The 13834-nt window shown below is 49.8% G+C and carries 14 protein-coding genes; 10 read left to right on the top strand and 4 right to left on the bottom strand.

Going from position 1 to position 13834, the window contains the following annotated elements:
• Positions 1-67: 67 nt before the first annotated feature.
• The 10 genes from atpF to spoIIID all read left to right on the top strand — a co-directional run bounded on the left by atpF (position 68) and on the right by spoIIID (position 9323).
• Positions 68-571: a F0F1 ATP synthase subunit B gene (gene atpF / locus VN379_RS08120; protein WP_325532656.1), complete on the top strand. Its 504-nt coding sequence runs from the start codon at positions 68-70 to the stop codon at positions 569-571.
• Complete coding sequence (locus tag VN379_RS08115) at positions 565-1119, top strand: F0F1 ATP synthase subunit delta (protein WP_325532654.1); 555 nt, start codon at positions 565-567, stop codon at positions 1117-1119. Before atpF ends, VN379_RS08115 begins: the two co-directional genes overlap by 7 nt.
• A gap of 156 nt (positions 1120-1275) precedes the next feature.
• On the top strand, positions 1276-2799 hold the full coding sequence (gene atpA / locus VN379_RS08110) for a F0F1 ATP synthase subunit alpha (RefSeq protein ID WP_325532652.1): 1524 nt from the start codon (positions 1276-1278) through the stop codon (positions 2797-2799).
• 6 nt (positions 2800-2805) lie between these two features.
• Positions 2806-3657, top strand: a complete 852-nt coding sequence (gene atpG / locus VN379_RS08105) for an ATP synthase F1 subunit gamma (protein ID WP_325532650.1) — start codon at positions 2806-2808, stop codon at positions 3655-3657.
• Positions 3658-3689: 32 nt separating this feature from the next.
• Positions 3690-5099 carry a F0F1 ATP synthase subunit beta gene (gene atpD / locus VN379_RS08100; protein ID WP_325532648.1) on the top strand — a complete coding sequence of 470 codons (1410 nt, stop codon included), beginning with the start codon at positions 3690-3692 and terminating at the stop codon, positions 5097-5099.
• Positions 5100-5102: 3 nt separating this feature from the next.
• A complete protein-coding gene (locus VN379_RS08095) occupies positions 5103-5510 on the top strand; it encodes a F0F1 ATP synthase subunit epsilon (protein WP_325532646.1) in 408 nt (135 codons plus the stop codon).
• Between the two features lie 262 nt (positions 5511-5772).
• Complete coding sequence (gene murA / locus VN379_RS08090; protein ID WP_325532644.1) at positions 5773-7026, top strand: UDP-N-acetylglucosamine 1-carboxyvinyltransferase; 1254 nt, start codon at positions 5773-5775, stop codon at positions 7024-7026.
• A gap of 162 nt (positions 7027-7188) precedes the next feature.
• On the top strand, positions 7189-8193 hold the full coding sequence (gene spoIID / locus VN379_RS08085) for a stage II sporulation protein D (protein ID WP_325532642.1): 1005 nt from the start codon (positions 7189-7191) through the stop codon (positions 8191-8193).
• A 62-nt stretch (positions 8194-8255) separates the two neighbouring features.
• Entirely contained in the window at positions 8256-8951 is a 696-nt protein-coding gene (locus VN379_RS08080; protein ID WP_325532640.1) for a M23 family metallopeptidase, read from the top strand.
• Between the two features lie 111 nt (positions 8952-9062).
• Complete coding sequence (spoIIID, locus tag VN379_RS08075) at positions 9063-9323, top strand: sporulation transcriptional regulator SpoIIID (protein WP_325532638.1); 261 nt, start codon at positions 9063-9065, stop codon at positions 9321-9323.
• 233 nt (positions 9324-9556) lie between these two features.
• Here the strand turns inward: spoIIID and VN379_RS08070 are convergent, their stop codons facing one another.
• From VN379_RS08070 to VN379_RS08055, 4 genes are read right to left on the bottom strand one after another with little or no spacing between them, the layout of a single operon-like run.
• Positions 9557-10519: a 2-keto-3-deoxygluconate permease gene (locus tag VN379_RS08070; protein ID WP_325532636.1), complete on the bottom strand. Its 963-nt coding sequence runs from the start codon at positions 10517-10519 to the stop codon at positions 9557-9559.
• Positions 10520-10532: 13 nt separating this feature from the next.
• Positions 10533-11555 carry a 4-hydroxythreonine-4-phosphate dehydrogenase PdxA gene (pdxA, locus tag VN379_RS08065; RefSeq protein WP_325532634.1) on the bottom strand — a complete coding sequence of 341 codons (1023 nt, stop codon included), beginning with the start codon at positions 11553-11555 and terminating at the stop codon, positions 10533-10535.
• Between the two features lie 4 nt (positions 11556-11559).
• Positions 11560-12843 (bottom strand): four-carbon acid sugar kinase family protein, encoded by a 1284-nt coding sequence (locus VN379_RS08060; protein ID WP_325532632.1) that lies wholly within the window; start codon positions 12841-12843, stop codon positions 11560-11562.
• 32 nt (positions 12844-12875) lie between these two features.
• Positions 12876-13733 (bottom strand): MurR/RpiR family transcriptional regulator, encoded by an 858-nt coding sequence (locus VN379_RS08055; RefSeq protein WP_325532630.1) that lies wholly within the window; start codon positions 13731-13733, stop codon positions 12876-12878.
• Between the last annotated feature and the right edge of the window lie 101 nt (positions 13734-13834).

Here is a 13834-nt window from a genome sequence, read left to right as displayed (position 1 = left end):
TGGCAGAAGCTTATGCTGCTTTCTGTCAGCGCTCCCCTTATACGCCGGAAAGAGGAGGGGCCCTCAATTGGTTGACTTGAATGCGACGCTTATAGCGCAAATTATAAATTTTCTTATACTTGTTGCTATCTTAACTAAAGTGGCATACAAACCGCTGATGCAGGCGCTGGCTGACCGGCAGGCCAAAATTGCTGACAGTCTGGAAACAGCTGAACAGGAGAAGCAAGCTGCTGAGAAACTCAGACAGGAATATCTTGCTCAACTGGCCGAAGCTCGTACCCAGGCCCAGGCTATTGTTGAAAAGGCCGCCAAGCTGGCTGAACAGACCAAGGAAGAAATGTTGAAAGAAGCTCGCGAAGAAAGCGCACGGCTGTTGAAAGCCACGCAGGAAGAAATTGCCCGTGAACGTGATCTCGCTATTGCCGAACTTAAAGGTGAGGTTGTAACGCTAGCCGTTGCCGCTGCTTCCAAGATTATTGCCCAGAACATGGACAATACCGCCAATGCCAAGATTGTTGATGACTTTATCACTAACTTGGATGGCAAGAAAATAGGTGGTTTGCCATGCTAACCAATAAGTTGGCGATCAAATATGCACAGGCCATATATGAAATTGCCAGCGAAAGAGCGCTGCTCGACAACGTGGAGAAACAGCTTAGGCTGGTCGACGCCACCATTGCCGGGCATGCTGATTTGGCGACACTTATGTATCATCCGCTTGTACCGGCTCCAGCTAAAAAAGAGACAATCAACCGGGTTTTCGCCGGCGATTTGGACGGTTTTGTCCAGAATTTCCTGCTGCTCCTGATTGATAAACGTCGCGAGCCGGCACTGCCAGCCATTATCCGCGAGTACATACGCCTGGCCAATGAGGCCAGAAATATTGCCGAGGCCGAAGTCTTTACTGCCAAAGAACTAAGCGCAGAACAGCTTGAAGCGCTTGCAGCAAAACTTAGCAAGGTTACCGGCAAGAACATAGTACTCAAGACAAGCATAGATCAAGAACTGCTCGGCGGTGTAGTTGTTAAAATTGGTGATAAACTAATTGACGGCAGCGTAGCCCGTCAGCTTAAAGCGCTTAAAGCTGCGCTTTTGACGAACCAAGTCACTGCCGTATAGCCGAGGACTTTATCCGATGACCAGGCCGGTCTAAGACTCCCCTTGCCAGGGAAGTCCAGACGGCTAAGTCCCCGGATAAGGTCGACTATAGTTCAGACAGGCTATATCCCTGTCTGAAGCTGAGTCTACTTTATGATTGGGGTGAGATCTTAACTTATGAAAATGAGGCCAGAAGAAATAACGGCGATTATCAAACAACAGATTGAGCATTATCAGGTAGACCTCAATGTTGACGATATCGGCACCGTTATCGAAGTAGGCGATGGTATCGCCCGGATCCACGGTTTGGAAAAGGCCATGGCCGGCGAATTATTAGAGTTTCCGCATGAAGTATTTGGCATGGTCTTAAACCTGGAAGAAGATAATGTTGGTGCCGTATTATTGGGCGGCGAGATTGAGATCAAGGAAGGCGACACTGTACGCCGGACCGGGCGTATCATGCAGGTTCCTGTAGGTGAAGCCATGGTCGGCCGTGTTGTTAACGCCCTTGGTCAGCCTATTGACGGCAAAGGCCCGATTAATACCACCGAATTCCGTCCGGTTGAATACCGTGCACCAGGCATTGCTGACAGACAGTCGGTAAAAGAGCCGTTGCAGACAGGCATTAAAGCCATTGACTCCATGGTTCCTATCGGACGCGGTCAGCGCGAACTGATCATTGGTGACCGTGGTACCGGTAAGACCGCGATTGCTATTGATACTATTATTAACCAAAAAGGGCAGGGTGTAGTTTGTATTTACGTAGCCATTGGCCAAAAGGCATCCACAGTAGCCCGGGTTGTTAAGACCCTGGAAGAGGCTGGCGCTATGGAATACAGCATTGTTGTCGTGGCTACCGCTTCTGACAGCGCACCGCTGCAATATCTGGCGCCCTACGCCGGTGTTACCATGGGTGAATACTTTATGTATAAAGGCGGCGCCGTACTGTGCGTGTATGACGATTTGTCCAAACATGCCGTAGCTTATCGCGCGATGTCGCTGCTGCTTCGCCGTCCTCCCGGACGTGAGGCGTACCCTGGCGACGTATTTTATCTACATTCCCGCCTCTTAGAACGGGCAGCCAAGCTGTCCGGTGAACTTGGCGGGGGCTCGATTACAGCACTGCCGGTTATTGAAACCCTGGCTGGTGACGTATCGGCCTATATACCGACCAACGTAATTTCTATTACCGATGGTCAGATATTCCTGGAAGGCGAGTTGTTCTATTCGGGTATCCGCCCGGCTATTAACGCCGGTTTGTCGGTATCCCGTGTAGGGGGTTCCGCCCAGATTAAAGCGATGAAACAGGTTGCCGGACGCTTGCGTCTGGACTTGGCACAATACCGGGAATTGGCAGCGTTTGCACAGTTCGGCTCTGACCTTGATAAATCTACCAAGGCCCAGCTTGACCGTGGTCAGCGAATGATGGAAATCCTGAAACAGCCGCAATATGTACCGATGCCTGTAGAAGAACAGGTTATGGTTATCTATAGCGGTATTAATGGTTGTCTTGATGATGTGCCGATTGAGGATGTCACTAAGTTTGAACAAGACTTCCTGAAATTTATGCGCAGCAATTATGCCGAAGTGGCTAAAACCATCAGAGAGAAGAAAACTCTTGATGCTGACACCGAGGCGGTTATTAAAAAAGCTGTTAAAGAATTTAAAGACACTTTTGTTAAAGTTGAAGCGGCGAGGTGATAATGTATGGCTAGCGCCAGAGATATCCGCCGTCGCATTAAAAGTGTAAAGAATATCCAGCAGATCACCAAAGCCATGAAGATGGTTGCTGCTGCCCGGCTGCGCCGGGCGCAGGAACGGGCCATTGCCAGTAAGCCTTATACTGATAAGATTAAAGAGGTACTGACCAGTGTAGCCGCCAATGCCCGTGATGCTTCCCACCCACTGCTTGAGGTGCGGGAATCGAAACAGATTGGTTATCTGGTATTAAGTGCTGACAAAGGCTTGGCGGGGGCCTACTCGTCCAATCTCGTTAAAGAGGTTTTACCGCTGGTACGCGGCAAAGACAACGCCAAGCTGGTGACTGTGGGCCGTAAAGCCCGTGATTACTTTAAACGGCGTGGTTACAATATTGACGGCGAGTACACCGGTTTTTCGGAGAAACCGTCCTATCACAATGCTGTCATGCTGGCACAGCTTATGGCTGAAAAGTTTGCAGCAGGTGAGTATGACGAGATTTATTTGACATATACCCATTTTTATTCGCCTATTAATCAGAAGCCAACAACGATCAAATTGTTGCCGGTAGCCGGAATCGGCGAAGGGGAGGAAACACCCCAGACCGAGTACATATTTGAGCCGTCGGCCGGTGAAGTTCTTAGTCTGCTTCTACCGCGCTACCTGGAGACAGTTATTTACGGTGCGCTTTTACAATCAGCGGCTAGTGAGCTGGGCGCCCGGATGACTGCAATGGGTTCGGCTACTGATAATGCGCAAGAACTTATTTCCAAACTGACACTGAACTACAACAAGGTTCGCCAGGCCACCATTACCCGGGAAATTTCCGAGATTGTCGGTGGCGCTGAGGCGCTTAAGTAGAAGGTTGAAGAAGTTAAGGAGGGGAAACCCTAGTGAATATCGGTAGAATTATTCAAGTTATCGGTCCTGTTATTGACGCTGAGTTTCCCCCGGAGAAACTGCCTGCTATATATAATGCTGTCACAATTGACGAAGCAGTTGGAGATGTGCAGGTTAAGCTGACTGCAGAAGTAATGCAGCACTTGGGCGATAATACCGTCCGTTGTGTAGCCATGTCTTCTACTGACGGCCTGACTCGCGGCATGAAGGCAGTAGATACCGGGGCGCCCATTAAAATTCCAGTTGGTAAGGGGACTTTAGGCCGGGTATTTAATGTACTTGGTGAAACAGTTGATAAAAACCCCGAGCCAGTGACTGCTGATGATTACTGGCCAATCCACCGGCCGGCACCAAAGTTTGAAGACCAGGAAACCTCTACGCAGATACTGGAAACAGGCATCAAGGTTGTTGACCTGATTGCCCCGTACGCGTTAGGTGGTAAAATTGGCTTGTTCGGCGGTGCAGGTGTAGGTAAAACAGTACTTATTATGGAACTTATCCGTAATATTGCCACAGAGCATGGCGGCTACTCGGTATTTGCCGGCGTAGGCGAACGTACCCGTGAGGGTAACGACCTGTGGAATGAAATGATTGAATCAGGCGTTATCGACAAGACAGCCCTTGTTTACGGTCAGATGAACGAACCACCCGGAGCACGCATGCGCGTGGGCCTTACCGGTTTGACAATGGCTGAATATTTCCGTGATATCGGCGGTCAGGACGTACTGCTGTTCGTTGATAATATCTTCCGTTTCATTCAGGCCGGCTCCGAGGTTTCCGCCCTCTTAGGCCGGATGCCGTCGGCGGTAGGCTATCAGCCTACGCTGAGTACCGACGTAGGTGCACTCCAGGAACGGATTACCTCAACCAAAAAAGGTTCAATCACCTCGGTTCAGGCCGTATATGTGCCGGCCGATGACCTGACAGACCCGGCGCCGGCAGCTACCTTCGCCCATCTTGACGCCACCACAGTACTGTCCCGTCAAATTTCGGAGCTTGGTATCTACCCGGCTGTTGATCCGCTGGACTCCACCTCCCGGATTATGGACCCGCATGTGTTAGGCGAAGAGCATTATCAGGTAGCCCGCGGCGTACAGGAAGTGCTGCAACGCTATAAAGAACTTCAGGATATTATTGCCATCCTGGGCATGGAAGAATTGTCTGATGAAGACAGACAAACTGTAGCCCGGGCAAGAAAAATCCAGAGATTCCTGAGCCAGCCATTCTTCGTTGCCGAGGCATTTACCGGTTCACCTGGTAAATATGTGTCGCTCAAAGAAACAATCCGCGGCTTTAAAGAAATCTTAAGCGGCAAGCATGATGAACTCCCGGAAACAGCCTTCTATATGGTAGGTACTATTGACGAGGCAGTGGAAAAGGCTCAGAGAATGAAGGGGGAATAATATATGGCCAATAAAATTCGGCTGGATATTGTTACTCCTGACAGGATGGTCTATTCCGAAGATGTCAATATGGTAATCGCCAGAGCGACTGACGGCGACCTTGGCATTTTGGCAGGTCATGCCCCGCTGATCGCCGGCCTTGATGTCTGGCCACTTAGAATTATAAAGGATGAAGGCGAGGAACAACTGGCACTGTGTGGCGGCTTTATTGAGGTTCGTCCGCAGAAGATAACCGTATTGGCAAGTTGCGCCGAATTGCCCGAGGAAATCGATATCAAACGTGCTGCGGCCGCCAAAGAGCGGGCCGAAGCGCGGCTAAGAACAACCGCTGATGTTGACGTTCATCGTGCTGAGATTGCTCTTAAACGTGCAATGACGCGTTTGAGAGTGGCCGAAAAGAAATTAGGTTAAAACAAATTAATGAGATTATTCCACTGCGGAATAATCTCATTTCTTTTTATCTCACCATAATTTACATTGAATAACGTGCCTAAATACTGGCAAAAATGAAGATAGCGGCTTTATTTTTACTTTATTATACGTCGCAGGCCACTTGCTTCGCGAATTGGGTAATGATAAACTATTATAGGACAACTGTAGACTGCCTGGCATCTGAAATTTTGCAACAGTCTTTATACATTTAAGGGTACCGCTGTGGTGGGAGGAAACTTTTGTGGAAAAATTAATTGTTCGAGGGGGCAATCGCCTTTCTGGTACAGTAAAAGTTAGTGGCGCGAAAAATGCTGTGCTGCCGGTAATTGCGGCAACGCTGCTGGGGACAACTCCCAGCACCCTGGAAGAGATACCAGACCTGGAAGATGTCCGTACGATTGCCGAAGTGCTTGAGCATTTAGGCGCGGCGGTAAAAATTGAACCGGGAACATTATATGTTGACAGCTCCAATATTATTGCCTGCGAAGCCCCTTATGAGCTTGTACGGAAAATGCGGGCATCCTTTCTGGTAATGGGTCCGTTGTTGGCGCGGGAAGGCTGTGCCAAGATTTCCTTACCAGGTGGCTGTGCGATTGGTACAAGGCCAATCGATCTGCATTTGAAAGGCTTTGAGGCTTTAGGCGCTGAGATTGTTATGGGCCATGGCTTTATTGAAGCCAGGGCGCCCCAAGGCTTAAAAGGCGCCAGAATTTATCTGGATTTTCCTAGTGTTGGTGCAACCGAGAATATTATGATGGCCGCAAGCATGGCTAAGGGACAGACCATCATTGAAAACCCTGCGGAAGAACCTGAGATCGTGGATTTGGCCAATATGCTTAATCACATGGGTGCCAACATTCGCGGTGCAGGCACTAAAATGATTAGAATTGAAGGTGTCACCGAACTCAGAGGTGCCTGCCATACCGTTATTCCTGACAGAATTGAAGCAGGTACCTATATGGTGGCCGCAGCAATGACCGGTGGTGACGTATATGTGGAAAACGCCCTGACCGAACACCTAAAGCCAGTTATTGCCAAACTAAAAGAAGCCGGTGTACTTATTGAAGAGGATGTTAACGGTGTAAGGGTTTGTGCAACAGGCATCATCCGCTCAATCGATATCAAAACCTTGCCATATCCTGGTTTCCCTACCGACATGCAGGCTCAGTTTATGGCGCTGATGACAGTTGCCCAGGGTACCAGCATTGTCACCGAAACTGTATTTGAGAACCGGTTTATGCATGTTGACGAACTCAAACGCATGGGGGCATCGATTAAAATTGATGGCCGCAGTGCCGTTGTTGAAGGCATTACTAAACTAACCGGTTGCCCGGTTAAAGCCACAGATCTTAGAGCAGGAGCCGCGCTTGTGCTGGCAGGTCTGGTTGCCGAAGGCCAAACCGAGATTGGCTATATTCATCATATTGACCGGGGTTATGACCGGCTTGTGGAAAAATTCCGCGGTATTGGTGCAAATATTGAACGCGTAGGTTAGTTGAACTAATAATTATATAAGCACTGCTTATCGTCGCAAAGAGCGAGATTGCACCACCAGGGGCAATCTCGCTTTGCTTTTCCACTCATACCGTGTAGCTTGTTTGCATATTATGAATTAATAATGTGTATACGGCTAAGTGTTGCCGGAAGAGGTGAGACGGTGAGGTATGTGGTTGTATATAGTATCTTACTGGTTATAGTTACTGTTATTGCAATTCCGGCGTTCATCGTGCAAGGCCTGAGCGATTGGAACCAGCAGCCGGCAGCAGCCAATTATCCTGTAGTTTACCGGGGAGAGGATATTACGATTAAAGTATATGTACATGAGATTAAACAGATAGTTTCCATGAATCTGGAGGATTATGTAAAAGGGGTAGTGGCAGCAGAAATGCCTGCTGAATTTGAGCCTGAAGCACTCAAAGCGCAGGCGGTAGCTGCGCGCACCTATGCCGTAAAACACATGGCATTGTTCGGCGGTACCGGTTCGAGTGAATATCCTGGCGCAGATGTGACTACAGACCATAACGACAGCCAGGCCTGGCACAATGAAACAGTTCTAAGAAATAAATGGGGCCAGAATTATGCTAAGTACTGGGGAAAAGTCAGCCGGGCTGCTAACGAGACGCGGGGTTTGATCATTACCTATAAAGGTGAACCCATTAATGCTGTATTCCATTCTACCAGCGGGGAAAAGACCGCCAGTGCCCAGGAGGTATGGGGCTTTGATTATCCCTACCTGCAAAGTGTGGCTTGTACCTGGGATCAAAAATCACCGCGGTATCAGGATACCAAGGAAATAACCCTGGTTGAGCTTGAAACCCGGTTAGGGGCCGATGCCGGTATCCTGGCAGCCGCTCAAAGCAGCGGTAGTGGCAGTATTGCAGGCATTATCGATCATACCGGTTCAGGCAGGGTAAACAAAGTCCGGATAGGAACTAAAACCTTGTCAGGCCTTGAGGTGCGTCAAAAGCTGGAATTGCGCTCAACAAATTTTAGCGTTGAGTCTGCCGGCGATAAGCTGATATTTAAAACCTTCGGCTATGGTCATGGTGTGGGACTATGCCAATACGGCGCCAACGGCCAGGCCAAAGAAAATTGGAACTTCCGGCAGATATTAACCCACTATTACACAGGAACGGCTATTAAGGATATTTTTGGTTCATAAGCCAGCAGGCCTCAGCGGATTATTCCCGGCTAAACTGGGCATAATATCCATGAGGTGATTAAATGTCCGGAAAAATATTTGTTAAGCTGGCACGGTCTGGATATATAGGACAGGTACTAGCAGCAGGGGTGCTATTAAGTGTAGCAGCGCTACTGATGTTTGCTGTTGTCAGTACTTTGGAGCCGGCGTCTAATCCGCCAATTACTAAAAGTGCACCCGTATCAGAATTAACGCAACCTACGCAAAACACACAGCCCGAACAACCAATGCCGGCTGTTTCAATTAATCAATTGCCTGCAACACAGCCGCCGGCTGATCCAGTGGCAGCAGATGCCGCAGAGCTGGATATGGCGGCAGGTAATCTGGCCATTCGCGACCTGTGGAGTGGTGCCGTAATCCGTGGTTTTGGCTGGCAGCTCCATCCCCTGTACAAGGATTGGCGATATCATAACGGCCTTGATATCAGTGGTGGTGAAGGGCAAATAGTACCGGCCCTGTTAAGCGGGGAAGTAGTGGATATGTTTACCGATAAGCAGTATGGCTTAACAGTAGCCGTGAGAAGCGGCAATTACACCGTCTATTACGGTTCCCTGGCCAGCATTGCCGTAAATAAAAATAATATGGTCAGAGCAGGCAGACCTATTGGCTCAATGGGAATCAGCACCAGTGAACCGGAACCCCATCTGCATCTGGCTCTTAAAAACGCTGAAGGCAAAAGCATTGACCCACGGGAGCTATTCCCGAATATCCCTAATTAAATTTAACTTTCACAAAATTAATGACCTTTTAGTAAGGTCATTTTTTCTTTTCCCCCGCATATACATGTTAGCAAAGGGTTAAAAGGACGGGCGCGAGGGGGAAGAGACTAGATGAAAGAGTATATTCGCAAACGGGTGTTGGATATATGCAATCACATCATGGAAACAAAGCATACAGTACGTCAGACAGCAACGGTCTTTGGGGTAAGCAAAAGCACTGTTCACAAAGACATGATTGAACGTCTTCCTGAGGTTAACAAACGGCTGGCTGCCAAGGTGAAAAATATCCTTGAACTAAACAAGGCAGAGAGGCATATCCGCGGCGGTGAGGCTACCAGAAAGAAATACAAAGATGAAAAAGAGGATGAATAATAATACCTTTGCTTCTATTAATCATGGTGCTGTCATTAGAATAATCAACCTGTTGCCTTTAGAATTAGGCAATAGGTTGATTTGTTTAGAGGACAGTAAAGGACGCACATCCTGATTGTTCATGGATGCAAAAATAAAAACCGCTATTTGCCTTTCGGCAGCCAGCGGTTTTTGTTTTGCATCTGTATAAAGTGCACGTGCAGGTTCTGTATTTGCAGCGTAATATTCCCGGACTACGCTGCCGGATTTCCTCCTACACCAATTCTCTTTGCCCACCAGGCAGTTACGACAGGTACCAGTACAGCCGTAACAATTACGCAGGTTGCCACCAGCACAGTTGCCGTAGGCGCAACAGACGCATACGAAGTATCGACAGCGGCGATGGCTGCCGGTACTGCTGCGGCGTTGCCGGCGGTTGAGGCGGCGGAAAGACCGGCAATGCCGTTGCCGCCGCTCAGCTTGTCGGCCAGCAACAAAACTGTGCCGCTAATTGCCACTACCGCAACCCCCATCAGAATGCCCAGCATACCGCCTTTGACGATATTGCCAAGATTTAAGCCGCATCCCAGGGCAAAAGCAAAGAAGGGAATCAGTACCGGTACTGCCCGGCTCAGATAGTCGCGCAGTTCCCTGTCAAGATTGCCTAAAATCATGCCGATAACCAAAGGCAAAATGGCGCCGACAAAGGTTTGCCAGGGAAAAGCGGCCAAACCGGCAATCCCGAGGGTAGCCATGGTAAAGAAAGGGCCTGATTCCAGACTCATTACCGAATAGGCGCCGACATCTTCTTTTTTGCCAAACTGTCCCATCAGCGCCATATATAACCCGCCATTGGTATCATTGATGGCAGCTACAATCGCCAAAACCGACAAACCGGCAAAGAAGCCCGCATCAACATAACCTGACGGCATCAGTTTTGACGCAATTATGGCCAATACAGCGCCTGTCAGGATTTTAGCCCCCAGCAAAACTCCGCCCTTGCGCAAGATATAAGGTGTAGACTTCAAGTCAATGGTTGAACCCATACACACATAAAAAACAGCTAAGATAGGCATGGCACCGGTCATCAGGGCACCGGTAAAAGAACCAAAGGTTTTTCCGAATTCCGGCAGCAGTGTGTTTAGCACAGCCCCCAGAAACAAGGGAATAATCATCATTCCGCCAGGGACTTTTTCAATAGATTGTTTAATTTTCATAACATTTGCTCCTTTATCTTTTATCGGAGTTACGGACTCCATTCGCCAGCCGGGCGGCAAATTCGATCGCGGCGTACATGCTGCTGCTGTCGGCAACGCCAGTACCGGCAATGTCAAAAGCAGTCCCATGATCCACCGAGGTACGTAGAAACGGTAACCCGACAGTCACATTAATGCCATTATCAAACCCTAAGAGTTTAATCGGAATATGCCCCTGATCATGGTACATGACCACAACAATATCAAATTCCTTGCGGCTTACAGCCCGGAAAAACACGGTATCCGGCGGAACCGGGCCGGTTGCGGCAATACCCTCCCGGCAGGCGGCCTCAACGGCCGGTGCAATTTCGTCAATGTCTTCCCGTCCAAACAGACCATTTTCACCGGCATGCGCGTTAAAGCCGGCGACAGCGATGCGCGGCTGCTCCAGACCCAGCAGCCGGAGTGTCCGGTCAGCCAGTTTAATGATGCGCAGCACCCGTTCTTTGGTAATCAGCTCTGCTGCCTGCCGCATTGAAACATGGGTAGTAACATGAATAACCCGCAGCGCATCACCGGCCAGCATCATGGCATAATCAGCGGTATTGCTTAATTGCGCCAGAATTTCAGTATGTCCGGGGAAATGATGCCCGCCTTTATGGAGCGCTTCTTTATTCAGGGGCGCCGTAACAATTGCCGCCACCTCATTGCGAAGCGCGGCCTGAACAGCCGCCTCAACATAGCGAAACGCAGCATCTCCCGCCCGGGCATCTACCTGCCCGAAAGGCAGGCCGGCCGGGATGTTGGCAAAATCCAGTACATCAATAACACCGGGACGGTACACTCCGGCTGCAATGTCGCCGGCTTTCCTGATTGTCAGCTTGCTGTTTACGATACCGGCTGCCTGCTGCAGCCGCTGGTAATCGCCAAAGACCAGCGGACGGCTGATTTGATAAACACTGTCGTCGGCTAATGCTTTCACAATAATTTCCGGGCCACAGCCTGCCGCATCCCCCATGGTGATGGCCAATAACGGACGTTGATCATTTATTGTCATAACATCACTTCCTCTGTTGTAATTTGCGCACGGCCTTCAATAAGTCGCCAGGCTTGCCGAAGGCTCCAGCTTTTGTAATAACCTTCAGGGTTTTCCCTTCCCTTGTTGTCATTGTGCCCAGCGGAATGGCGGTCGTTACCTCCTCCAGTATCCTGATGCCGGTTACGCCCAGCGCACGGCAGACCGCCACCGCCGTGTCGCCGCCGGTAAGAACAATTCCGGCAACCTCCTGCCTGCGGACAAGCTGGGCGCCAATCCAGCCCAGAATTGTTGCTGTAATTTCGCTGACCTCTACAGCGCTGAAGCCAAGTTTGGCCCCGGCTGCCTTCGTCTGTTCAACGGCCGCCGGCTGATACCCCGTGGCAATAACCAGGCATGTACCCTGGGCTAGTTTTTTACTAATGGATTCCAACAAAGGAAGCGCATTCTGCTCCTGCCAGGGCAGGTACTTGGCCACCTCAATTTCCACCAGCTCACAGCCGCCAGCCAAAAGCTCGGCAATCTGCCCTCTGGTGACTGAACTGACACTGCCGGCAATGACCAGAGCCGGCGTTTGTTCCCGGACATTGTCATTCCAGTTGAAAACCGCCGGCAGGCAATCCGCCAAACCGGCAGAACCGGCCCATAACACCCGGCTGGAAATTCCGGCCACCGCCCGGGCGGCCAGGTCAAAATGCTCATCTGCCCAGCCATCACAGGAAATTATACGGCACCCTGCCGCAAGGGCGCGGTGAACAAACTCACCGATGACTGCCGGACCGCCGGTAAGCTCGGCAATGCCAATATGAGCCACCTGTAAGCCTGCCTGGCGTTGCAACAACCCTGGCAGACAGCTTTCGGTAACAGGGCATTTGGGGTCTCTGGCAATCTCGGTTGCTTCCACCGGAATGCCCTGCACCAGATGATTACCGCCAACAGTTGTCCTTCCTGTTTGCACAAAAGCAGGCATGACAAAAGCAAAATCATGAAGCCCCATATCGAGAATAGCCTTAATCTCAATACCCACATTGCCCCGTAACGTTGAGTCAAGCTTTTTATAATAGCGTGTAAAACCTGCCTGGTGCGCCTGGTGCACTGCTGTCTGCACCCGGTCGTAAGCTGCCTGTACGTCAATGGCCCGGCTGTTTGTATCCCAGATAACAATAGCTGCCTCCGAAGCCGGACCAGGCTCGGCTCCTTCCAGTAAAACCTCTGTACATAGACCGTGCCGGGAAAATTGAAGCCCGGTATCATTGGCCCCGGTTAAATCGTCGGCGATAACCGCCATTGCTTTACGCTGATTTTTCAAATCCCATGCCTCCTAAATCAATTCTGGATCAACTACTTGCTGCCGGTACCGCCTCTCAATTGCTTTAAGGCAATCCGCGACTGGTTTACCCGGTCTGTCGCCTCAGCACCGATCTGCAGTGCCAGCCGGACATACAGAATATCGATAACAACTAACTGAACAATCCGGGAAATCATTGCATCTGAGCGCATTTTTGTTTCTCGTGTGCAGCTGAGAAGGTAGTCGCCGGCAAGCCTGGTAATACTGGAATTCATATAACCGGTAAGCGCACAGGTATAACAGCCCTGTTCCCGGGCCAATTCCAGCGTCCGGATAATATCGGTGGTTTCCCCTGAGTGGCAGACGGCAAAGAAAACTTCCTGCGGCTGTGCAACCGTGGCCGCAATTGTCATCAAATGAGAGTCGGTATAGGCATTAACCTTTAAGCCCAGACGCATCAGCTTATGCATAACATCCTGGGCAACGACTCCTGATGCACCCAGGCCAATCACGTGAATAAAAGCCGCATGGCGCAGCCTGTGTGCAATCCTCTCCAGCGCTACCGGTGAAAGCTGCTGTTCAAGATCGGCAATCCCCTGAATCGAAGAATGAATTACCTTATGAATGATAGCATCCAGTCCATCCTGGCTGTCCACTTCTTCATAAATAGGACGCATATCATGTTCTTCCGTTTCCCGGGACAGGGCAATGCGAAACATAGAATAATTATCATAACCCAATAAGCGGTAAAACCGGATAATGGTGGCATCTCCCACCTGACATCGCTCCGCCAGCTTGTTAATGGGCAGCGTTAGGGCTTCACCGGCAGAAGCCTGTAAAAACTGCACAATCCTCTTCTGTGAGGAAGTGAGCCGGTTGCTGTGAAGACTAATCCGGGAAAAAAGATTCATGAATTAAAATCACCTCCTTGTCTGGAGATTTTCGTCATTAAAGTGATATAACGAAGAAGATAATCTCCGTTTAAATATTTGCTGTTTTTGTTATTTTTCCT

It is taken from the genome of Sporomusa sp. (assembly GCF_035561255.1).
Lineage (GTDB): Bacteria > Bacillota > Negativicutes > Sporomusales > Sporomusaceae > Sporomusa.
The sequence above is the reverse complement of the archived record's forward strand: the minus strand, read 5'-3'. Positions and strand labels throughout refer to the sequence as shown.